Genomic DNA, 23,213 nt, shown 5'->3' on the forward strand with positions numbered 1-23,213 from the left:
TGAATAATATAGGGGAATTGCTCGCATGGCTGTTTTTCTCAGTGAAGCCGATATAGCGGAAGCAACGGGATGGCGGCATGATCTGCACCGGCATCCCGAACTTGCTTTCGAGGAAAAACGCACAGCCGCCTTCATAGCGGAAAAGCTCCAACTCTGGGGGTTTAGCGTCCGGTCCGGCTTTGCGGGAACGGGCGTGATCGGCAGCCTGACGCGCGGTACGTCGAAACGCGCTATCGGCATCCGAGCGGATATGGATGCCTTGCCGATCATCGAAAAGAGCGGTGTCGGCTATGAATCGGAGAGACCCGGCAAAATGCATGCCTGTGGTCATGACGGACATGTAGCCATGGCTCTTGCTGCCGCAAAGGTGGTCAGCAAACTTGAATTTGACGGAACCGTACGCTTCATTTTCCAACCGGCCGAGGAAAACGAAGGCGGCGGTCGCGAAATGGTGCGTGGGGGACTGTTTACGGACTTTCCAGTCGATGCGGTTTACGGCTTGCACAACTGGCCGGCGCTCGATGTAGGGACCTGCGTAGCTCGTGACGATGCGATGATGGCAGCATTCGGGACGTTCGAGATCGAACTGATCGGCAAGGGAGCGCACGGGGCGATGCCGCATGAGGGCGCAGACCCGGTGGTCGCCGCCGCGCAATTGGTCACGGCATTGCAGACTATTGCCAGCCGCAATGTTTCGCCGCTGGAATCCGCGGTTGTTTCCGTCACGCAGATGCATGGCGGTGACGCCTGGAATGTCATTCCGGAAAGCATGGTGATCCGCGGAACCACCCGCTGGTTCTTGCCCGATGTCGGGGAGACGATTATCCGCCGGATGCAGGAGCTCGCTGCTTCAATCGCAAGTGGTTTTGGTTGTACGGCACGCGTCGATTACGAAAAACGTTATCCTTCAACGATCAATACAGCAGACAATGCCCGCAGAATCCGTGAACTCGCTGTGTCACCCGACCTTGGCCTCGAGGTTCTTGATGTGGCCCCGAGCATGGCAGCCGAAGATTTCGCTTTCATGCTGCAGGAGAAACCGGGTTGTTACTTCTGGCTCGGTAGCCGTCGTGACGGACGCAATCCGGGTCTGCATTCACCATATTATGATTTCAATGACGCCCTTCTGCCGATAGGTGCCAACTTCTGGATCAAACTGGTTGCAAGCGAACTGGCGTCAGGCTGATGGCTGCTCGGCCTCGTTCCCATCTTCCCTTGATCCCGGACACCAATCAAGCAACATAGTGCCATGGAAACGCTCGATGCGAAAGAATTGCGAATGTTCATGGCGGTTGTTCGGATCGGGTCGATTCGAGGTGCCGCCGAGCATGTGAACGTTGCGCCTTCTGTCGTGAGCCGTCAGATTGCCGAAACAGAGCGCAAGATCGGTTTGACCTTGTTTGAACGAAACGCACGCGGCATGGCTTTGACAGAAGCTGGCGAGCTGGTCCTGGAGCATAGCAGGCGTGTTCTGGAAGAACACAGTCTCCTGAGGGAGCAACTGGGCTTTCTTAAAGGTGTGCAGCAAAGGCGGGTCCGCATCCTGTGCGGCGAAGGGTTTCTCGCTGACATTCTGCAACATGGACTTGGTTCCTTTGTCAGGATCTATCCGGACGTGCAGTACGATCTACAGCTGGGCGGCACGGAAAGCGTGCTGGACGGGATTGCCAACGGAGACGCCGATATTGGCATCGCCTATAATCCGCTGACGGATGCCCGGGTTCGGTCGCTTGCCATTTCCAAACAGCCGCTCTGCGTGGTCGCACCGCCAGGCCATCCGGTATTGGCAAAGGACCGGCTGGAACTCGCTGACTGCGCAGGTTTGCCCAATGCGTTGCTAGGGCCAGGCCATGGCATTACACAACTTGTCACGCGGGTCGCAGCTGATCGTGGATTTGCAATTTCACCCCTGGTCGAAACGACATCGATCGATGTCTTGAGGCGGTTCGTGATTGCAGGGCTTGGCATATCTTTTCTGCCCCGGTTCGCCGTATCCACGGAACTGGCTCGCGAGGCCGTCGCCATACGCGAACTGTCCGACCCGCTTCTGGCTGAAGCGAGTGCACATCTGATGGTGCGTGCGCGGCGCCGACTGCCGCTATCGGTAGAACGGTTGAGCGGGTTTCTCGCCAACAACATGGCAGCGTTTCGATAGGTCTTGCGTGTTGCTGTTGCGCATGACGGGACGCAGCGTTGTCTGCAAACCGGCTATGCGACCGCGCGCTTTGGTGCGAGCTTTTCTCCATTCGAAACGCGATCTGCCGCACGGGGGTCGAGGAGCAATGGAGATTAGGAATGGCGCAACAGGAACTCCCGGTGATCGGTGTGGTCGGCCTCGGCAGCATGGGGCTCGGCATGGCGCAAACCCTGGCGGCAAAGGGGTTCGCTACGCTGGGATTCGATTTGTCGCCGGAGCGTAAGGCATTGGCCCAGAAGGTGAATGTGACGCCCGCAGATACGCTCGACAAACTGTTCGAGAACGCTGATTTTCTGGTTTTCTCACTTCCAACTGCGCGTGATGTCGAGACGGTTGTCAATGCGCATATCCACCAGTTGGGTGCTGGGCGCAGCCGCGTCGTCATTATCGATACATCAACATCCGAACCGGATGTCAGCCGCGCGCTTGCCCAGAAGCTCGATGCGCTTGGTCATGGCTTCCTCGACGCCCCTGTGAGCGGCGGCCCGGCCGGGGCTGCGTCGGGTAAACTGACAATGATGATCGGTGGCAGCGATGCGGATCTGGCACTGGCTCAGCCCGTTATCGAAACCATGGCCGCCAAGGCATTGCATGTGGGACCGAGCGGCGCGGGCAATGTTGCAAAACTCGTCAACAATCTGCTTGCAGCAGCCCACATGGTGACCACCAGCGAAGGCCTGAAGCTGGCGCTTGCCGCTGGAATAAGCCCCGAATCCGCACTCCGTGTTCTGAATGCAGCTTCAGGAAAATCCATGATCAGCGAGGTTCACTTTCCGACTTGGATAATGAACGACCGTTTCGACAGTGGTTTCACGATGGGCTTGATGCGCAAGGATGTGCGCTTGGCGCAGGAACTGGCCGAACGCACCGGGGCAGATATCCCCCTGACATCCGTCGTGGCGAAGCTCTGGGCTGGCTCGAACCATCTTGAGGATCGCGACGACTTCACCCGCATGGGTGCTTTCCAACCTGACTCGTCCAAGTAAAGGCCAGAATAATGACGCACCCAATTGACCCCAAAGCGCAAGCCGCGCGCATTGCCGAAATTTTCCAGAGCTTCTTCCCGAAGAGTGAGATCGGCAGCTTCGTGAATGGAGAAATCGTTGTCGGAAGCGGTGACGAACAGAAACTGACCGATCCGGCGACCGGCAAGGTATTCGCGTCCTTCAGGGATGCCGACCAGTCGATTGTCGATGCGGCAATGGACGCTGCCGCCCGCGCTCAAAAGGAATGGATGGCCCTGACAGCGTCCGCCCGGGGCCGCGTGATGAACGAGATTGCCCGGCGCATTCGCGAACATGCTCCTTTGATCGCTGAAATCGAAAGCCGTTCTGCCGGTCGCCCCATTCGCGATATTCGGGGTGAAGCAGTGCGTGTCGCCGAGATGTTCGAATATTACGCCGGCTGGTGCGACAAGCTCTATGGCGATGTCATCCCGGTGCCGAGCAGCCATCTCAACTATACGCGCCATGAACCCATCGGCGTCGTTACACAGATTACGCCGTGGAATGCGCCTCTGTTCACCGGCGGGTGGCAGATAGCACCGGCAATTTGTGCGGGGAACGGTGTCGTCATCAAGCCATCCGAGTTGACGCCGCTCTCCACGCTTATTCTCGGCCTCATGTGTGAACTGGGTGGCGCGCCGCGTGGTCTGGTGAATGTGATTGCCGGGCAGGGCCCGACCGCCGGACAGGCTGCGGTTTCCCATCCAACTACAGGCCTGGTCGTTTTCGTCGGTTCGGCACAGGCCGGTTCAGCGATCGCGGCAACGGCGGCGAAGAACGTTGTTCCGTGTATTCTCGAACTGGGCGGGAAATCCGGCAATATCGTCTTCGCGGACGCCAATATTGACCGTGCACTGATCGGTGCGCAATCGGCCATTTTCAGTGGGGCAGGCCAGAGTTGTGTCTCCGGTTCACGCTTGCTGGTTCACCGTTCCATTCATCAGGAATTTGTGGAGCGTTACGCCGCTGCCGCAAACCGTATCGTCGTAGGCGACCCTTATGACGACAATTCACATATCGGTCCGATCAACAATGCGCGGCAATGGTCGAAGATCGACCAGATGGTCCGGGACGGCGTGACGGATGGGGCGGTGCTCGCGGCGGGAGGCGGAAAGCCGACGGCCCTGGAGGAAACCGGAGGCTACTATTATGCGCCGACAATCCTCGATCATGTCGATCCGGCAATGACGATTGCCAGGGAGGAAGTGTTCGGTCCGGTTGTGGCCGTCATGTCTTTCGATGACGAAGCGGAAGCAATTGCGCTCACCAATGACAACGCCTACGGACTCGCAGGCGCTGTCTGGACGGAGAATGTCGCGCGAGCTCACCGTGTTGCAGCCAGTGTTCGGGCCGGAACCTTCTGGATCAACGGTTACAAGACCATTTCCGTCATGTCGCCGTTCGGCGGTTTCGGTCGCAGCGGCTACGGTCGCTCGAGCGGTAAGGATGCGTTGATGGCTTATACGCAGGCGAAGAGTATCTGGGTGGAAACAGCCGAAAACCCGGCTGCAACCTTCGGTTACTCGCCAGAAGCCTGAATTGGTCGAATGGCAGCAAGATGTTGCAAATCTTGCTGCCGCAACCTCCCGATCGAAACGAACCCGTGACGTTGTGATCAGCCCCAATTTCAGAATTCGCAAAGGCGGGTGCTTACCGCCGGATATCGGGCAACGAGGGCAGGTTTATAGGTTCACGAAAGGTGCGGTGCAGTTGCCCCCAGCCCGGGTCATGCATATGGCTTTGCAAGCCCGCTCTCGCCACCAGCGCAAGCGCTTCCGCTTCACCGAAGGCCAGCGCTTCATGCATATTGGCGGTGAGCACCTTGCCATCCTCCATGAGGATTTTTCCGTCCACGATCACGGTATCCACGTCGCTTCCCAGCGCCTGATGGATCAGACGGTGAACCGGCATCCAGTTGGGTGTCAGATGAGGCTTGCGCATATCGATAATGGCGATATCGGCCTTTTTGCCTTTTTCGAGAGACCCGATCTCGTGATCCATGCCGATTGCACGCGCCGCGTCGATGGTGATCATTTCGAAGACTTTGCCCGGCGGGAGGATATAGCGATCGTGATTGTGCAGGATATGCTGCGTCGACTGGGCGATGCGTGCGATTTGCAGCATGTCAAAATGGCGGCTGGGAGCCGCGCCGTCCGAAGTGATGGCGACAGGAACGCCTCGGGCCATCATCTGCATGATCGGTGTCGAACGGCCAGGCGGAGCGTGGGTGACATGCGTGCCTGTCTCGGCAAGGATGTCAATCTCTTCATATGAAATACCCCAGCAATGCTGGAGGTGCACGTCGGGGCCGAGAAGCCCATTCTCCTTGTCCTGCCAGGCCATGCGGATTTGTCCGGCAAAAGCGTCGGAATGGATACGCACACCCCATTTGCGCGCGGTTTCACGAATGCGCCTTGCCTGCATCCGGTCATCCTTGGTCAATGTTACGGCGAAATCCGGCGTCGACGCGTTCGACGGTTCAACCGACGGGACGATGGTGAAGGGCGTCAGAAAGACCTTTATGCGTCCATCGGCGGTTCCGTTCAGGCTTTCGATCACGGCCTCGGCACCATCCATCATTTCCTCGAAAGAAACGCTGTGTCGCTCCGGTTCGCCTCTATCCCAACGTGTAACCGATTGCGGCCATGGCAGGCCCCCGGGGCCGACGCAGATGATCTCCCGTAAACCGAGTTCTGAATAGGCGCGAGCATGATTGATTGCGAAGGCCGGATCATCGCTGCGCGGCATGGAGGTGATGACGCTGGCGGATGTCGTTACACCGGCGCACAATCTTTCGAGGCCAGAGACCAGACCATCAGCGTACCAATAATCGCGCGTGACATAGTGATAGTAGGTTGGAGTGACGATCCGCATCCACAGCGAGTTGGTGTCAGCACCGATGCTGCGGATCAAGGCATGCCCAGCATGCCCGTGAGCGTCGACCAGTCCGGGGATGATCAGTTTGCCGGTGCAGTCCATTATTTTTTTACTGGCATGCCGGACATGGAGTTCTTCTGCCGTGCCGATATCGACGATCCTGTCCTTTTCGATCGCCAGACCACCGTCCTCAATGATCCGCCGCGTGCTGTCGACCGTTACGATTGTCCCGTGGAGCAGCAGAAATCCATCCATTCACTTTCCCCTCGTTGTCCGTTTCCCTGCGCGTTTGCCGCATTGAAAACCGCTTTTTAGTGTCGATGTTCTAAAGCATAATTGGCAACAATATCGTTGACAATAATGAAACGGATTATGATACTGCTTAAAAATTCGGACGAACGAATTTGATCGTTACTCATGAAGGGAAGAGCATGACGCGTCTAAACAGATTTCTCATATCGGCGCTGACCGCAGCGGCTGTCGCTGCTCCACTCGCGGTTTCATCGGCGGGTGCGGCTACATTGCGCTGGGGCAGCCGCGCGGACATCTACTCCCTTGATCCGGATTCAGTTCCTTCGACTTCCAATCTCGCGTTCTTGAACCATATTTACGAAGGACTGATCCGCTACGGTCCGAATTTCGAGATTGAACCGGCGCTTGCGACGGAATGGAAGCTCGTCGACAACAAGTACTGGCGCTTTACCTTGCGCAAGGGCGTGAAGTTTCACAACGGTGCGGACTTCACGGCTGACGATGTTGTCGCATCGATGAACCGTGTTTCAGATCCGACCTCGCCGCTGCGTGGAAATATTCCGCTCTATGTCGGCGTGAAGAAAGTGGACGACTTCACAGTAGATATCGAAGTTTCGTCGCCAACCGCATTGTTCCTGAACGACATGACCAACGTCTTCATGTTCAATGCAAAATGGCTCAAGGACAACAATGCCGAAAAGCCGACCGATATCGCCTCCAAAACCGAAAATTATGCCACCCACAATACCAATGGCACCGGTCCATTCAAGCTGGACAGCCGCGTTCCGGATTCGAAAACGGTTCTCGTGGTCAACGATCAGTGGTGGGATGAGAAAAAGCATAATCTCGACCGCATCGAGTATGTCCCGATCTCCTCTGCTGCGACCCGCGTTGCTGCATTGCTTTCCAACGAAATAGATCTGGTTGACTCCGCTCCTATTCAGGATCTTCCAAGGCTGGAATCTTCACCGGGTATCAAGGTGAGCAAGCGTACCGAACTGCGCACGGTCTTCATAGGTTTCAACGGCAAGGAAAAACTTGAGGATGGGCGTCCAAACCCGTTCCTCGACGTTCGCGTCCGCCAGGCAGTCGAAGCGAGCATCGACCGCGATCTTATCAACAAGAAGATCATGCGCGGTCTGGCGCGGCCTTCCGGTTCGCTCATAGCACCGGAAATCGCGGGTTATGCCAAATCCCTCGACGTCTATCAGCCCGCAGATCCCAAGCTTGCACAAAAGCTGCTGGAAGAAGCAGGCCAGAAGGGGTTGACCTTCACCTATCTGTGCATGAATGACGAGAGCATCAACGAGGAAGATATTTGCTCTGGCATTGCAAACATGCTGAAGCGTTCCGGCTTCGAGCCGACCATCGATATGGGTCCGCGTGCCGTGCAACAGCCCAAGCGTACGAACGGCAAAGCTGATATGTTCAATCTGAGTTGGGCCAACGAGCCGACCCTCGATGCCTATTCGTTGCTTTCCCAGGTTCTCTCGACACGCAGCGGTTCCACCGGTGTTTCCAATTATGGTGGATGGTCCTATCCAGAACTTGACGAACTGGTGAAAAAGGCGGCTCAGGAGCCGGACACCGCCAAACGTCTGGCGCTGGAGGAGGAAGCGCTGAAGTTCGCCAAGGAGAAGGCCATCCTGATCCCGCTTCACCAGCAGCCTATCGCCTGGGGAATGCTCGACAAGGTCCAAAACGTGGATTTCCGTGCCGACAACAAGCCGCGTCACTGGCACACCATGATGGCTGAGTAAGGTTAGTCACCAGATAATTGGAAAAATGGAGCGTTTCATCTCGATGAGACGCTCTTTTAGTATCCGGACGACCGTGACATCGGAAGATGCAGGCGAGCAGAAGCGTCAACATCGCTGCCTTTCGTCCCGACACATTTATATGACGCCCAGCATCGGCCCGGCTACGGCATTTGGTGGTAGGCGGTTCTGATAAAGACAGCTTGGAACGCTGCCCCCATCGGCGATCTTTGTCGACATATCAGCCGCGCAAATATAATTATATTGTCAACAATCACGTTGACAACTTTTGACTAATAGCCATACTGTCCCTCGTGGCCAAGAAGCAAGCCGGAAAGGCAGGCCCGTGTTGGAGGGAGGAAAATCACAATCAATGCGAAGCGTGCCATAGGGGTGCGAAGTCACCATGCGAGCCATGGTTGCGGCTATCCATGAAAATAGACCTCGAAAAGAGGCGCAAATTTCCAGAAGCGGAGCAAATCAATGTTGAAAAAACTGGGCCTTGCGGCGACCGTGCTGGCGAGCCTGACCCTGTCAGGCCACGCGGAGACGCTGAAATGGGGGGCATCGCGCGATATCTACTCGCTCGATCCATACTCCTATGGTGACAGCTATACCTTGTCTTTCCTCAATCATGTTTATGAAGGTTTGGTGCGTTACGATGCCGAACTGAAAATCGAGCCTGCACTTGCCGAATCCTGGGAAAATGTTTCGGATACGGTGTGGCGTTTTCACCTGCGCAAAGGCGTAAAGTTTCATGACGGTGCCGAGTTCAACGCAGATGACGTCCTCGCTTCATTGAAACGCGTGAGTGATCCAGTCTCGCCATTGCGTGGAAATCTTCCTGCCTACAAGTCCTCCAAGAAGGTAGACGACCATACGGTCGATATCGAGTTGAGCGGGCCTTACCCGCTGCTGCTCAACGACCTTACCAACATTCATATCTTCGATGCCGGCTGGTTGAAGAACAACAATTCGGAAAAGCCGACGGATGTCGGCGCGAAAATTGAAGGATATGCCACCTACAACACCAATGGCACCGGCCCGTTCAAGCTTGAAAGCCGCGTGCCGGATTCCAAAACCATCCTTGTGAAGAACGCGGACTGGTGGGACAAGTCGCAGTCGAACATCGATCGGATTGAGTTCACACCCATTACCTCGGCGGCGACCCGTGTGGCGGCCCTTCTCTCTGGTGAAATCAACTTTACGGAGAACGCGCCGTCGCAGGATCTTCCGCGTTTGCAGGCCCAGCCGGACCTCAATGTGCTCGAGCGTACGGACTTGCGCACGGTGATGGTTGGCTTCAATCGAAAATCGAAGCTTGCCAATGGTTCGGAGAACAAGTTCAACGATCTGCGTGTGCGCCAGGCTTTTGCCCATGCGCTTGACCGTGACCTGATCCAGAAGCGCATCATGCGGGGCAAGTCGCGCACGGCAGGTGCCGTAGTCGCGCCGGAAATTCCGGGCTATACGCCGGAATTGGACACCACGCTCAAATATGACCCAGAGCTCTCGAAGAAGCTTCTGGCAGAGGCCGACGCCACTGAATATCCATTCACGCTGGTGTGCACGACGGATGCTTATGTGAATGAGGAGGAGCTGTGTCAGGGCCTGGTGAATATGCTGAGCAGGGGCGGATTCAAGCCCCAGCTCGACATCGCCCCGACCGCAGCGCAGGCGCCCAAACGCACAGGCGGCAAGGCCGACGTCTATCTAATCGGCTGGGCGACTGAGCCGATGCTCGACAGTTATTCCATTCTTCTACAGATGATCGAGACCAAGACAGCCAATGCCGGTGTCTTCAACTGGGGTGGCTGGAGCTATCCGGATATCGACAAGCTTATCGTGCAGGCATCGACCGAGATGGATCGAACCAAGCGTCTGGCATTGCAGACCGAAGCCTTAAAGATGGTGAAGGAGGAAATCGTAATGCTGCCTTTGCACCAGCAACCGATGGCATGGGTCATGTCGAAGAAGATCGACAAGATCGTGCAACTGCCGGACAACAAACCGCGTCATTGGCTGACGCACTTTGCAAAATAATACAATCATGAGGCCGCAGGGGACCGGCGTCCCCCGCGGCGCCCTGTTCTTACCGAGGGAATTCCATGCTGGTTTTTATCATTAAGCGCCTGGCAAACGCTGTCATGGTGATGTTGGCCGTCGCTTTGCTTGCCTTTTTGATTTTTCGGCTGGCTGGCGACCCTGTCGAGATGATGGCTAACGAGCAGATGACGCAGGCCGATCGTGATAATCTGCGCGAGCGACTTGGCCTTAACGATGGTCTTATGACGCAATACACCCGTTTTGTAGTCAATGCGGCGCAGGGCAATTTCGGCATTTCCTATCGAAATGGGCAGGATGTATTGAACCTCATTGGTGAACGCTTTCCTGCAACACTTGAGCTTGTGCTCGTTGCCACCCTGATCTCGCTGCTGGTCGGCCTGCCCCTGGGTGTGCTGACCGCGATCAAACGAGGCAAATGGTATACGGAGGGCCTCCAATTTCTCTCCATTGTCGGCGTTTCGCTGCCGAGCTTCGTGGTCGGTATTCTGCTGATCCTCGTTTTTTCAGTGTCGCTTGGATGGCTTCCGGCATTTGGGCGCGGTGATGTGGTTCAGCTCGGCTGGTGGTCTACAGGGCTGCTGTATCCTTCGGGCCGCGCCGCTATCCTGCTGCCATCCATTGCGCTTTCGCTTTATCAAGTGACTCTCGTCATGCGGCTTGTGCGTGCCGAAATGCTGGAAGTGCTGCGTTCTGATTATGTGAAATTCGCCCGCGCTCGCGGCATTCCACGTTGGCGCATCTATTTCAGGCATGCGCTGCGCAATTGTCTCATGCCGGTGGTGACGATGACCGCCATGAATGTCGGGTCGTTGATTGCCTTCGCCCTCATCACCGAGACAGTGTTCCAGTGGCCGGGCATGGGCATGTTGTTCATTCAGGCCGTCACCTTCCTCGATATTCCGGTGATGGCGGCGTATCTCTGCATCATTTCCTTCATCTTCGTCGTGCTCAACACGCTGGTGGATATTGCCTACGCGGTAATCGATCCCCGCTTGCGCACTGCTCGCTGATTAACGGGAGTCCATATCCATGAGCACCCAAACGTCACAAATTACTCCCGTCATGCGACAGTCGCTTTTCCAGCGTATCCGTAAAAGCGATCTTTGGTGGTCTTTTACGCGTAGCAAGACGGCCATGTTCAGCGCCGCTCTTCTGGCAATCCTGATCCTCACGGCTCTTTTCGCACCGCTGATTGCGCCGCAGAACCCCTATGATGGCGCCGCGCTTGATATGTGGAAGGCCGAATTGCCACCGGTATGGGAGGAGGGCGGCGAATGGCCATATCTTCTCGGCACCGATACCCAGGGTCGAGATATGCTGTCTGCCATTCTTTACGGCACGCGCATTTCCATCGTCATAGGCATCGCTTCGGTGGTTCTCTCGCTCTTGATCGGTATGAGTGCGGGGCTGGTCTCGGGGTATTTCGGCGGCTTTATCGACAATCTGCTAATGCGGTTCGGCGATATCACCCTGTCGATCCCGACCATCCTTGTCGCCATTCTGGTATCCACGGTCGTGCGTCAGATGCTGCCGGTCGGCCTGCGTGAAATTGGCGCTTCTGGGGTTCTTATTCTGGCGATCGCCCTTTCGGCGTGGGTTCAATATGCCCGCACAGTGCGCGCGCAGGCCATTGTCGAGACCGGCAAGGATTACGTATCGGCGGCGCGATTGATCGGCGTTCCGGCACGGCGCATCATGGCCAAGCACATTCTTCCCAACACACTTACGCCGATAATGGTTGCGGCGACGCTCAATTTCGGCATGGCAATCCTTACAGAAGCAACGCTTTCGTTCCTCGGCATCGGCATGCCGCCCAGCCAGCCGTCGCTCGGAACGCTGATCCGTATCGGCAATCAGTTCCTGTTTTCCGGCTCCTGGTGGATCGTGCTCTTCCCCGTCATTCAGCTCTGTCTGCTGGTGGTCGCTGTCAACATGCTCGGCGACTGGCTGCGTGATGCTCTTAATCCGAAATTGAGGTAAGTCTTATGAACAATCTTTTGCTCCGCAACGTCCGGCCGATGGCAGGCGAAACCTGCGATATCCTCATCAGGGACGGAAAGATTGCCGGTTTCGGGCGGTTCGAGGCTGAACCAGGAATGGCTGTGGAAGACGGCGGCAGTGCTATCGTCGCGCCGGGGCTGATCGATGCACATACGCATCTCGACAAGACTACATGGGGCATGCCCTGGCATGTCAACAATCGTGCAGCTATTCTGCGCGAGCGTATTGATTTTGAACGCGAGCATCGGCTGGAAATCGGCCTTGATCCGCATCGCCAGTCAATGCGCCACGCCATTGGGCTTGTTGCCCACGGCAGCACGCATATTCGCAGTCACGTCGACATCGATCCGACACATGGCCTGTCATTGGTCGAAGGTGTCTGGGAAACGCGGGAAAAGCTCAAGGGCATTATCGATATCGAAATCGTCGCCTTCCCCCAGTCGGGGCTGATGGTCATGCCCGGCACGAAAGAACTGCTAGATGAGGCCCTCCGCCAGGGTTGCGAAGTCCTCGGCGGGATCGATCCGTGCGGCATCGACCGCGACCCGAAGGGTCAGCTCGATATTTTGTTTGCTCTCGCAACCAGGCATGGGGTGCCTATCGACATCCATCTCCACGAAACGGGGGACCTAGGCGCCTTCACGATGGAACTCATTTTCGAGCGTATTCGCGCCAACGGCATGGAAGGCAGGGTTGCGATCAGCCACGCTTTTGCGCTCGGCATGAACGACTATCTGCGTGTGAATCAGTTGATCGAACAGCTCGCTATCCTCGATGTTGCCATCCTGACCACGGGTGCGCCTTCGGCCACTGTGCCCTCAATCAAGCGGCTCAAGGAAGCAGGAGTGCGCATTGGCGGCGGTTGCGACGGTATCCGTGACACCTGGGGTCCTTGGGGGCAGCCCGACATGCTTGATCGCGCGAAGATCATCGGCATGAAAAATGGTGTGCGTTCGGATCACGATCTGGAGCATGTCCTGCATATCGTCTCTCAGGGCGGTGCAGATGTCATGCGTCTTGAGAACTACGGACTGGATGTTGGCTGCAACGCCGACCTTACCCTTCTGACCGGTGAGACGCTGGCTCATGCGGTGGTAGATGTTGCTCCGCGTCCGCTGGTCGTCAAGGGAGGTCGCGTGACGGCCCGTCAGGGTGTGGCCCTGGTGGAGATGCCGTAATGGACAAGACACTGGAGACCCTTCCGCTTGGCCGGAGACCGGAAGGACGCACGCTTATAACCGCCAGCTGGGTGGTCGGACACAAGGACGGCGGCCACCGGCTTCTGAAGAACGGCGAAGTCGTCTTCGAGAACGGCGAGATTCTATTCGTCGGACATGACTTTGAGGGCGAAGTGGCCCGTCGCATCGACTTCGGCAACGCATTGATCAGCCCTGGATTGATCGATCTTGATGCGCTTTCAGATCTCGACACGACCATCCTAGGCATCGACCACCATCCTGGCTGGGCGAAGGGTCGCGTTTGGCCGCGCTCCTATGTCGAAGCAGGTCCGTACGAAATGTACACGCAGGAGGAACTGGCCTTCCAGAAGCGGTTCGCTTTCGGCCAGCTATTGTTGAACGGTATCACCACTGCCGCTCCGATTGCCTCGCTGTTTTACCGCGAATGGGGAGAAACGGTCGCCGAGTTCGATGCTGCTGCCGACGCTGCAGGTGAGCTCGGCCTGCGTGTCTATCTCAGTCCTGCCTACCGTTCAGGCGGGATGGTGCTGGAAGCACCGGGCCATATGGTACCTGTCTTCGACGAGGAGCGCGGCTTCCAAGGGTTGAGGGACGCGATTGCCTATATCGAGCGCCAGAATGGTCGCTACGGCGATCTGGTGCGCGGCATGCTGGCCCCGGATCGTGTGGAGACTTCGACACTCGGGCTTATCCAGCGTACCGACGCTGCAGCACGCGACCTTGGCTGCAAATTCCGTCTGCATATGGCGCAGGGCGCGATGGAGGTCGATACGGTGCGTATGCTGCACGGTTCGACTGCCCCGGTCTGGCTCGCCAGGAATGGCCTGCTGAGTGATCGTCTGATCGCGCCACATGCCACCAATGCCACCGATGAAGACCTTGGTCTCTATGCCGAATACGGTGTTTCCATCGTCCATTGCCCGCTGGTCTCCGGCCGCGGCGGGTCAATTCTTAGATCGTTCTCCGATTGCCGCAGGCGCGGGATCAACATCGCCATGGGCACCGATACGACGCCTCCGGACATGTTGATGAATTTGCTGGCCGGCCTCATCACGGGTCGCATTGCCGATGGCGCGCCGGATTGCTTGCGCGCAGCCGATCTGTACGACGCCGCGACGATCGGGGGCGCACGGGCGCTCGGTCGTGGGGATCTTGGTCATCTCTCGCCGGGTGCGCGGGCAGATATAGCCGTCTTCCGTCTCGACGATACGTTCATGGCACCATCCATCGATCCGATTACGACAATCGTTACCGGTGGTTCAGGCAAGATCACACAGGCCGTCTTTGTCGATGGGCGGGTCTCCATGGTCGACCGCCGACTGGCCGGGTTCGACATGCAGAAGGCGCGGGATCAGGCGCAAGTCCAGTACGATGGCCTTGTCGATAAATATCCACAGCGGAGCTGGAACAACCCTCCGGTCGCCAAGATATTCCCGCCTAGCTATCCGATAGAAGGGCCGACAGAGGGAAAAGCAAATGGGTGACACACAAGAGCCTGTCATTGACGTCCGCAACCTCCGCGTGGATTTTCCGGGCCGTCGCGGTACTGTAACCGCGCTGTCGGATGTCAGCCTGTCGATCCGTCCAGGTGAGATTCTGGGCGTGGTAGGCGAATCCGGTGCGGGAAAGTCCATGACCGGTCTCGCCATACAGGGACTGCTTGAACGACCCGGTCACATCGCTGGCGGTGAGGTCTGGCTCGGCAAGCGGCGCATCGATACGCTCGATGATCGCGCCATGGAAAAAATTCGCGGACGTGAAATCGGCGCGATCTTTCAGGACCCACTCACGTCGCTCAATCCGCTGTTCACCGTAGGCGCGCAGCTCGTGGAAACCATTCGACGGCATCTCGGTCTCGGCAAGGCCGAAGCGCGTGCCCGCGCTGTGCAACTGTTGCGCGATGTGGGTATTCCGTCACCCGAAGAACGGGTTAACCAGTATCCTCACCAGTTTTCGGGCGGCATGCGGCAGCGAGTGGTGATCGCGCTCGCGCTCGCGGCATCGCCGAAACTGGTCATCGCTGATGAGCCCACAACCGCATTGGATGTGTCGATCCAGGCGCAGATCATTTCGCTCCTGCGCAAGCTGTGCAAGGAAAAACAGACCGCCGTCATGCTCGTAACCCACGATATGGGTGTGATTGCGGAAGCTGCGGACCGAATTGCAGTGATGTACGCTGGACGGTTGATTGAAATCGGGCCGGTGGAGCAGGTTTTGCACCAGCCGCGTCATCCCTACACGCAAGGACTGATGGCTTCGATCCCTTCGCTTGGCGCGCGGGTCGAGAAGCTCAACCAGATCGATGGCTCCATGCCGCGCCTCGATGCGATCCCCGATGGCTGTGCCTTCAATCCGCGCTGCAAGGCAGCGGGACCGCGCTGTCTGCGTGAGCGCCCGGACCTCATTTTTTCCGATCAGACCGCTAGTGCATGCTGGCTAAATGCAGGAGGCACCGCATGACGAAACCCTTGGAGAGAACTCCGGCCCTGACTGTCGATCGGCTCGTCAAAACTTTTGATGTGTCCGCTCCCTGGCTGAACCGTGTGGTGGAGCGCAAGCCCAAACAATATCTGCAGGCCGTGAATGATATCAGCTTTACGGTGCCGGCGGGCGGTTGTCTCAGTATTGTAGGCGAAAGCGGCTGCGGGAAGTCCACGGTGGCGCGGCTGGTCACTGGTCTGCACCATGCGACGAGCGGTGAGATGCGCTTTGCGCCGGGCAAAAGCGGTACCCCCTTGTCAGCCCAGATGATTTTCCAGGACCCATACGCCTCACTCAATCCACGCTGGCGAGTGAAGAACATCATTGCAGAACCGCTGCGCGAGCTGAAGTTGCGCAACAGCGCTGCCGAAGTGACAGAACGTGTGGAAGAACTTCTTCGTATTGTGGGGCTCTCTCCATCGGATGGGGAGAAGTTCCCGCACGAATTTTCGGGTGGACAGCGCCAGCGTATTTCAATTGCCCGCGCCCTGGCGAGCGAGCCGGAGTTTCTTGTCTGCGACGAACCCACCTCGGCGCTCGACGTATCGGTTCAGGCACAGGTTTTGAACCTGATGCGCCGACTGCAGGACGAACTGGGCCTGACTTATCTGTTCATCAGCCATGACATGAGCGTCGTTCGCCATATGTCAGATCGTATCGCGGTGATGTATCTGGGACGTATAGTCGAAGAAGGGGATACAGAAGAGCTTTTTGCCTACCCGCGTCATCCCTACACGCAGCTTCTGCTGCAAACGATCCCCAATATCGAAGCGCCCAATCGCAATCGCGAACCGGCAAGTGGCGAAGTGCCGAGCCCGCTCAAGCCGCCCTCCGGCTGCACCTTTCATCCGCGCTGCCCATTCGCAATCGAGCGTTGTTCCAAGGAAGTACCGGCGATGCAGCTATTGCCAAATCGTACTCGCGTCGCCTGTCACCTGGTCGAGATAGAGGATTGAGAAGCCGACATCCGGCTTCCATCGCTTCAAGCCAAGGCTGCTCGCAGATCATGGGAAAGATCCCGTATCTCGCTCAAGTCCAGTTCGGATTCCACATGTTCCAGATGATGCGCCATAAGATGCACGGCCTTCTGCGCTTCCTTTGCCGAAATCGCTTCAACGATCTCGGCATGCTCATCAGGCCCGCAATTGAACCGGGCAGTATTTCGATAGACCGCTGTGATGAGCGAACTGCGCGCAATAAGGTCCCGCATCGTTGTGAACAGGAAATCGGAGCCGGTCAGTTCCGCCAGCAAAAGGTGGAAGCCGCCCGAAAGTTTAATAATGTCCGTGGTGCTGTCTTTCGCGTTTGCAACACGCTCCAGATTCACGTGCTCGCGAAGCCTTTTCACGCTGTCCTTCGGGGTCAATGTGCAGAGCCGCTCCACGATGCAACGCTCGACGGCTTGCCGAACAAAGAAAACGTCCCGCGCCTCTTCTACAGACGGCTTGCTGACGAAGGCCCCGCGATTGGGAATGATGGTCACAAGGCCATCGCGTTCAAGGACTGTCAGCGCCTGGCGGACACGGGCGCGACTGACGTGAAAGATCGAGGCCAATTGTTCTTCTTTGAGCTGTACGCCAGGACGCAATCGCCGTTCAGCGATCGAAAGCCAAACCCTTTCAACTATCTGCTCGACCGGCATTGCGGCTGGTGCGTTCATCTGTGGTTCTCCTTGTTGACGCAGACAAGCGCCAAACGCGTGAAAAAGTCAACTCGGGCATTTAATTGCTTGCAGTATTGTCGACAATATGAAAGATGATTGTAGATGATAGTATCACCTTTTGGGTCACCAATGGAATTTGATTTCGAAGCCATCGAACCGCAAAGCCGCTATAGGCTGCTGACGAATTTCATCGGCCCCCGTCCTATTGCGCTGGTGACGACCCGATCTGAGGCGGGACATAACAACGCTGCGCCGATGAGTTTTTTCAACGTGTTTTCACACGACCCGGCTATCGTTGTACTGGGTATTCAACCCCGTCTGACGGGCGAGCAGAAGGACACAATGGTCAACATACGTCGTTCCGGCGCGTTCGCCATCAGCATGGTCGACATGGCCCTTTCCCGGCAAATGTTGATTTGCGGACTTGGCTTCGACAGCGAGGTCGACGAACTTGACGTTGCAGGATTGACCCCCGTTGAGTGCCGCAAGATTGATGTCGCTTACCCTCAGGAGGCGCCATGCGTCTTTGAATGTCGGGTCGAACGCCTGATCGATTATCCGCGACGCACTCTGGTCCTGGGCGAGGTGGTGCAGATGCACGTCCGTCGCAATTGTCTTGATGCCGAGGGCCATTATGTGGACCCGGAGTTCTATCAACCCATAGCCCGGCTTCACGCGGACAACTATGTGACTTCAGATCGCCAGTCCGTTTTGAAAGCCCCGCCTATCGGCGATTTCAAGAAGCCGAAACAGTAGGTTAAAAAGCTTAGGCAACGAGAATACCATTATGCATATTCGTCTCATCAATCCTAACTCCACAGATTCCATGACAGCGCAAGCGCTCGAAAGCGCCTTGCTGGTCAAGCATGATCGTACCCTTATTTCCTCCGCAAATCCGACGGATACACCGGTAAGTATCGAAGGTTATGCGGATGAGGCGATGGCCATACCCGGAATGCTGGCGGAAATCCGAAAGGGTGAAGCTCTGGGGGTGGACGCTTATGTTATAGCTTGCTTTGACGATCCCGGTTTGCATGCCGCGCGGGAAGTGGCGAAGGGGCCTGTCATCGGCATTTGTCAGGCTGCCGTTCAGGTGGCGATGACCATCAGCCGCCGTTTTTCCGTGATAACGACGCTTCCGCGGTCGGTGGCTATCATCGAGGATCTAGTGAGTGAATACGGCGCCGACCGTCACTGCCGGAAGGTGCGAGCAATCGATCTTCCGGTGCTGGCTCTGGAGGACGACTCGTATAAAGCTGAACAGTTGCTGCTGAAAGAAATTGAGCGCGCCAAGGCAGAGGACGGTGCAGAAGCGATCGTGCTGGGTTGCGCAGGAATGTCGTCATTGTGCGAACGCCTCAAGGAGGCGAGCGGTATACCTGTTATTGATGGCGTGACGGCTGCCGTCAAAATGGCCGAAGCGCTGGTGGGTGCCAGATTCGCAACCTCCAAGGCGAACAGCTACGACTATCCCCGTGTCAAAAACGAGCGCGGGTGCAGGGTTTCGGCTCAAAAGGGGTGAGCCTCAATAATTGTTGACAATATTGTCCTCTTTGCTTGCTGTGATGGTTGACTTTCTGCTTTGCATCAAGCTTCGTGAACAGAAGAGGGAGCAAAGTCATGGCTGAGTGGAGGGGGGTGTCGACGCAGCAGATTGTCGAGAAAGTCTGGTTGTCCATAGCGGAGCGGCGTCTTCGTCCCGGCGTGCAGCTCAAGGAAGAGAAGATGGCGGAGATTTTCGATGTCAGCCGCGCTCGTATCCGGCAAGCGCTTGCTTCACTCAAACGGGAGGGCCTTGTTGATATTCTGCCTAATCGCGGCGCGTTCGTCTGCAAGCCTACTGTCGGGGAAGCCCGGGATGTTTTCTTTGTAAGGCGCACGGTCGAACGTTGCGTCGTGGAGCGGCTGTGCCGGTCAGCAACGCAAACCGATTTCGGGCGCCTCAGCGATCACGTTGACAAGGAGCGGATCGCCAATGCGGGAAATATCACGACCGACATCATCAAGCTCTCCGGTGGCTTTCATCTTCTTCTGGCCGAACTGGCATCTTCGGATTTCCTGTTCACTATGATGCGTGACCTTGTGTCCCGCACATCGCTTATCACTGCGGTCTATCGCAAAGCTGATTATTTCAATTGCGGACCAGACGAACACGCCGAGATCGTTGATGCGATATTGCAGAAGAATGTGGCGAGAGCCGTTCGTCTGATGGCGCATCACCTCGATCATGTGGAACGCCAACTCGATCTTCGCGAAGTCAATGACTATTCGGATGATTTAAGTTCCGTCTTTGCCTAGGTGACCTCTGAAGCCGGAGAACCCGGCCGGGCATCTGCCGGATTACCGATGATAACGCGTTCATAATCTGGATGACGTAAAGAAACTCACATCAGATATTGTTTGTGCCTGCGTGACTGACGATTTTTTGCCGCTACGAGCAGTCAGATCATGCCGACCCCCGCCTGCATTTCGTCGGCGTGGATATGATCTGGCCACCGATCCGCCGGTACAGCTCGAAATCGACTGCAACTATTTTCGGTTCATCGAATTCACATGGAGCAGTGGAATGCGCGACGCGGTATATTGGTGCAAATACTGATTGGCTAGGGTGTGGAGATAGTCTTCGGGGTGCCCGGTGATACGAACGTACGTTGAAGACGATCAAGGACATTTGTCGCGCCACGCGGCTTGTGCCCTAGGCTGTAGTGACGATTTAACTATCGCAGCCATATGGCTATGGCTGCGATGTGACGAAGCCCCTGAAGTTGGCCAGCAGCTTGTCGTAACGAGTGGCAACGCGACGGAACTGCTTGAGCTTTGCAAAGAAGCGTTCGACGAGGTTTCGTTCTTTATAAATGCGCCAGTTGCATGGGTGTGGTCGCCGCCGCTCGGGCCGTGGCGGGATGACTGGAATAGCGCCGGCATCCAGAATGGTGTCGTGGAAATGCTCGGCATCATAGGCCCTGTCGGCGATGACATAGCCGGGGTTGAGACCAGCGAGCAATTCTTTGCCATAGATCACGTCACCGCGGTGTCCTGGCGCAAGCACAAAGCGCACCGGCAAGCCTAAAGCATCGACGGCAGCATGGATCTTGGTGCCTAACCCGCCGCGTGAGCGGCCAAGGCCTTGGGCGTCCGCTCCCCCCTTTTTCGCCTCGCGCCAGCGGCTTGAGGTTGGGCACGGATGGACGTGGAATCGATAGAGACCCAATCAAGGTCCGCTTCTCGCGCCAGCGCCTCGAACAAGCTTTCCAGAACACCCATCTCGATCCAGCGGTAATAGCGTCGCTTGACGGTCTGGTGATCGCCATAATGCTCAGGCAGATCGCGCCAGCGCCCGCCGGAGCGGGCCATCCAGATCAGCGCTTCGATAAATCGGCGGTTGTTGGAACGCGGACCCCGCCGCCCTTTGCGTCCTCCTGGAACGAACGGCTCGATTCGAGACCATTGTTCGGCACTCAGCCTATCAATATCCATGACCAACCTCCAAAAGTCAGCCTTGAATCTGATTTGCTCCCAGTTGGGAATCCCAAATCCTTAAATCGTCACTACAGCCTAGAGCGTTTCATCTTTTGACGGAATCATACCCGGCACTTTCGAGATAGTTTTGGCATTCGGCGGGCTGAATGGTTTCGACCAGCCTGCCGATATGACGCCATGTGTCGTCGATGGTGCGCTTTTGTGCATTTCTCATCCAGTGTTTAATCTTGGAGAAGGCCTGTTCGATCGGATTAAGGTCCGGCGAATAGGGTGGCAGGAACCAGAGCCTCGCACCGGCTGCTTTGATCAATTGTCGGATGGCTGCCGATTTGTGGCTGCCGAGATTATCCATGACGACAATGTCGCCTGGCTTGAGCACCGGCACCAACTGTTGCTCGACATAGGCGCAGAAGCACTGGCCGTTCATCGGTCCGTCGAAGACACAGGTGCTGTAAGCCGATCGTTTCTCAAGGCACCCAGGAATGTCAGCGTGCGCCAGTGGCCATGCGGCGCGAATGCCCGCAGTCGCTTGCCTTTTGGACCCCAGCCCCTGATCGGCGACATGTTGGTCTTGATCCAGGTCTCGTCAATGAAGACCAGCCGTTTCGGGATCGAGATGATTTTGCAGGGCCTTCCATCGCTGTCTTCTGTGAGCAACGTCGGCACGCGCCTGCTCAAGGGCGAACAGCGTTTTTTTTTGAAGCGCAGCCCTTCGCTGCGAATGAATTCCCAGATCGTATTGTGCGAGACGGAAATACCGCGCTCGGACAGCTCCGCCTTCAGGCCATGCAACGTCAGGTGCGGGTTCTCGGCGAGCCGTTGCACAATGATATCACGATGCGGTTCGAGTATCCGCTTGCGATGGCCGCCCATCTTGCCGGGATGAACCGATCCGGTCGCACGATGGCGCTGCGACCATTTCACGACTGAAGACGGGGCAATTTCAAACCGCGCCGCCACGCAACGAACGCTTTCGCCGTCCAGGACGGCGGCAACAACACGTTCGCGAAGGTCATTCGATATCGGTGCGGTCATCGGATGCTGGCCTCCATCCAGCCAGCATCAATGAATCAGAACAAAACTGATTTGGGAACCGCTCTCGATTCAGAAAAAAACATAAATGCTCTAGGGAGCGGACGCGTCTGTACAGAACAACCGCTGCCGACCGAGATAAGCGGCCTTAGGGCCTGACCAAGGATGGCGCGGGCACGACGGTGTTTGCCGGCATGTTCTCATGCGGGTAACTTGCAGCTTGAAAGGCGCCGACGGACCAATAAGTTACGAAACGTCACCAGCTCAGCATCAGAGTATAGATCACAAAGCGGCCAGTATGGCCGATGGCAATTTGTTGCGCTCCGGTGCTGGGGTACCCAAAGTACACTTCGCTTCGGTACTCCAAAATGGTCATTCTCGCAAATACATATCGTTTTTTTGATTCAGGCTCTAAATGGTTATCCGTGGTGGTTATGTTCTCACTGTCGTTGGTGCTAGCATACCTAAGGAAAGCCAAGTCGATTGCCTTAGCGAACGATATCGCCACAGCAAATCTATCCGGTCCGCTCACCAGAATGGGCAGACCGGACGCTATTCAGGGCTCAGCTGACCAGCCCCGCGACCGCCAGGAGAGTGGTGAGCGACGAAGGCTCGGACGAGAACACGTCGTAGACACACGGCGCTGCGAAGGTTGCAATCGTCAGAAAGCCGACAATGAGGATACGCATTGGATGCTCCTGTGGTGAGTGCACTGTTCAGGCGACCTTCAGTTCAACATTGATATTGCCGCGAGTTGCCTTGGAGTAAGGGCAATTCTGGTGGGCGTCGGTGACGAGTTCGCGAGCCAGTTCCCGATCCAGACCCGGCAGGCTGATGGTCAGGCGGGCCTGTAGGAAATACGCCCCGTCCGTGGTTCCGAGATCGACTTCCGCATCAACGGTCGTTTCAGCGGGCAGCTTCAGTTTCCGCTTACCGGCAGCCAGACCCATCGCCCCGATGAAGCAAGCCGACCAGGCAGCTGCAAAGAGTTGCTCCGGATTGGTGCCTGGCTGTGGCGTACCGGGAGGCGAGAGCTTCACGTCGAGCTGGGCGTCGTCGCTGCGTGCGAAACCGTCACGTCCACCTGTGGTGCGGGTCTTGCCGGTGTAGAGAACCTTGTCAATCTGTGCCATCGAACACTCCTTTGGTTTGTCGCTGCTGCGACGTTGTTGATGGAGAGATGTTTGAAGGATCGACGTCTCC

Annotated in this window: 19 protein-coding genes and 2 pseudogenes; 15 read left to right on the plus strand and 6 right to left on the minus strand. The window is 56.8% G+C overall.

Features of this window, described 5'->3' with window-relative positions:
- The first annotated feature begins 25 nt into the window (after window positions 1-25).
- The 4 genes from OINT_RS19635 (at window position 26) to OINT_RS19650 (ending at window position 4,739) form a co-directional block, all read left to right on the plus strand.
- Window positions 26-1,186, plus strand: a complete 1,161-nt coding sequence (locus tag OINT_RS19635; RefSeq protein ID WP_006470736.1) for a M20 aminoacylase family protein — start codon at window positions 26-28, stop codon at window positions 1,184-1,186.
- Between the two features lie 99 nt (window positions 1,187-1,285).
- Window positions 1,286-2,155, plus strand: coding sequence for a LysR family transcriptional regulator (locus OINT_RS19640; protein WP_230350363.1), 870 nt, complete (start codon window positions 1,286-1,288; stop codon window positions 2,153-2,155).
- A 140-nt stretch (window positions 2,156-2,295) separates the two neighbouring features.
- The gene (locus OINT_RS19645; RefSeq protein ID WP_006470735.1) at window positions 2,296-3,183 is read left to right on the plus strand and encodes an NAD(P)-dependent oxidoreductase; all 888 of its coding nucleotides are present in this window, start codon (window positions 2,296-2,298) and stop codon (window positions 3,181-3,183) included.
- A gap of 11 nt (window positions 3,184-3,194) precedes the next feature.
- Window positions 3,195-4,739, plus strand: coding sequence for an aldehyde dehydrogenase family protein (locus OINT_RS19650; protein ID WP_006469656.1), 1,545 nt, complete (start codon window positions 3,195-3,197; stop codon window positions 4,737-4,739).
- Between the two features lie 112 nt (window positions 4,740-4,851).
- Here the strand turns inward: OINT_RS19650 and OINT_RS19655 are convergent, their stop codons facing one another.
- Window positions 4,852-6,333 (minus strand): amidohydrolase family protein, encoded by a 1,482-nt coding sequence (locus tag OINT_RS19655; protein WP_006469657.1) that lies wholly within the window; start codon window positions 6,331-6,333, stop codon window positions 4,852-4,854.
- 176 nt (window positions 6,334-6,509) lie between these two features.
- Between OINT_RS19655 and OINT_RS19660 the strand changes: the two genes are divergently transcribed.
- The 8 genes from OINT_RS19660 to OINT_RS19695 all read left to right on the plus strand — a co-directional run bounded on the left by OINT_RS19660 (window position 6,510) and on the right by OINT_RS19695 (window position 16,791).
- Window positions 6,510-8,090, plus strand: coding sequence for an ABC transporter substrate-binding protein (locus OINT_RS19660; RefSeq protein ID WP_039853406.1), 1,581 nt, complete (start codon window positions 6,510-6,512; stop codon window positions 8,088-8,090).
- Between the two features lie 480 nt (window positions 8,091-8,570).
- Window positions 8,571-10,130, plus strand: coding sequence for an ABC transporter substrate-binding protein (locus OINT_RS19665; protein WP_006469659.1), 1,560 nt, complete (start codon window positions 8,571-8,573; stop codon window positions 10,128-10,130).
- A gap of 65 nt (window positions 10,131-10,195) precedes the next feature.
- Window positions 10,196-11,164 carry an ABC transporter permease gene (locus OINT_RS19670; protein WP_006469660.1) on the plus strand — a complete coding sequence of 323 codons (969 nt, stop codon included), beginning with the start codon at window positions 10,196-10,198 and terminating at the stop codon, window positions 11,162-11,164.
- Between the two features lie 19 nt (window positions 11,165-11,183).
- A complete protein-coding gene (locus OINT_RS19675) occupies window positions 11,184-12,134 on the plus strand; it encodes an ABC transporter permease (RefSeq protein WP_006469661.1) in 951 nt (316 codons plus the stop codon).
- A 5-nt stretch (window positions 12,135-12,139) separates the two neighbouring features.
- On the plus strand, window positions 12,140-13,333 hold the full coding sequence (locus OINT_RS19680) for an amidohydrolase family protein (protein WP_006469662.1): 1,194 nt from the start codon (window positions 12,140-12,142) through the stop codon (window positions 13,331-13,333).
- Window positions 13,333-14,838: an amidohydrolase family protein gene (locus OINT_RS19685; protein ID WP_006469663.1), complete on the plus strand. Its 1,506-nt coding sequence runs from the start codon at window positions 13,333-13,335 to the stop codon at window positions 14,836-14,838. Before OINT_RS19680 ends, OINT_RS19685 begins: the two co-directional genes overlap by 1 nt.
- Window positions 14,831-15,814, plus strand: a complete 984-nt coding sequence (locus tag OINT_RS19690; RefSeq protein WP_006469664.1) for an ABC transporter ATP-binding protein — start codon at window positions 14,831-14,833, stop codon at window positions 15,812-15,814. The genes OINT_RS19685 and OINT_RS19690 overlap by 8 nt, the downstream gene beginning before the upstream one ends.
- Complete coding sequence (locus tag OINT_RS19695) at window positions 15,811-16,791, plus strand: ABC transporter ATP-binding protein (RefSeq protein ID WP_006470732.1); 981 nt, start codon at window positions 15,811-15,813, stop codon at window positions 16,789-16,791. Before OINT_RS19690 ends, OINT_RS19695 begins: the two co-directional genes overlap by 4 nt.
- Window positions 16,792-16,817: 26 nt before the next feature.
- On the opposite strand, the gene OINT_RS19700 is transcribed toward OINT_RS19695, so the two are convergent.
- Window positions 16,818-17,495 carry a GntR family transcriptional regulator gene (locus OINT_RS19700; protein WP_006469666.1) on the minus strand — a complete coding sequence of 226 codons (678 nt, stop codon included), beginning with the start codon at window positions 17,493-17,495 and terminating at the stop codon, window positions 16,818-16,820.
- A gap of 132 nt (window positions 17,496-17,627) precedes the next feature.
- On the opposite strand from OINT_RS19700, the gene OINT_RS19705 reads away from it, so the two are divergent.
- The 3 genes from OINT_RS19705 (at window position 17,628) to OINT_RS19715 (ending at window position 19,796) form a co-directional block, all read left to right on the plus strand.
- Window positions 17,628-18,254 (plus strand): flavin reductase family protein, encoded by a 627-nt coding sequence (locus OINT_RS19705; protein WP_006470731.1) that lies wholly within the window; start codon window positions 17,628-17,630, stop codon window positions 18,252-18,254.
- A 31-nt stretch (window positions 18,255-18,285) separates the two neighbouring features.
- Complete coding sequence (locus tag OINT_RS19710) at window positions 18,286-19,020, plus strand: aspartate/glutamate racemase family protein (protein WP_006469668.1); 735 nt, start codon at window positions 18,286-18,288, stop codon at window positions 19,018-19,020.
- Between the two features lie 98 nt (window positions 19,021-19,118).
- Window positions 19,119-19,796 carry a GntR family transcriptional regulator gene (locus OINT_RS19715; RefSeq protein ID WP_039853409.1) on the plus strand — a complete coding sequence of 226 codons (678 nt, stop codon included), beginning with the start codon at window positions 19,119-19,121 and terminating at the stop codon, window positions 19,794-19,796.
- Between the two features lie 419 nt (window positions 19,797-20,215).
- On the opposite strand, the pseudogene OINT_RS19720 reads toward OINT_RS19715, so the two are convergent.
- From OINT_RS19720 to OINT_RS19750, 4 genes and pseudogenes are all read right to left on the minus strand, one after another.
- Window positions 20,216-20,975: pseudogene (locus OINT_RS19720) on the minus strand (IS5 family transposase).
- 88 nt (window positions 20,976-21,063) lie between these two features.
- Window positions 21,064-22,013, minus strand: a pseudogene (locus OINT_RS23185) (IS630 family transposase).
- A 560-nt stretch (window positions 22,014-22,573) separates the two neighbouring features.
- Window positions 22,574-22,699 carry a hypothetical protein gene (locus tag OINT_RS24325; protein WP_006470728.1) on the minus strand — a complete coding sequence of 42 codons (126 nt, stop codon included), beginning with the start codon at window positions 22,697-22,699 and terminating at the stop codon, window positions 22,574-22,576.
- Between the two features lie 27 nt (window positions 22,700-22,726).
- A complete protein-coding gene (locus OINT_RS19750) occupies window positions 22,727-23,143 on the minus strand; it encodes an organic hydroperoxide resistance protein (protein ID WP_006469676.1) in 417 nt (138 codons plus the stop codon).
- Window positions 23,144-23,213: the final 70 nt, after the last annotated feature.

The sequence above is a fragment of the Brucella intermedia LMG 3301 genome (assembly GCF_000182645.1).
GTDB classification, from domain to species: domain Bacteria; phylum Pseudomonadota; class Alphaproteobacteria; order Rhizobiales; family Rhizobiaceae; genus Brucella; species Brucella intermedia.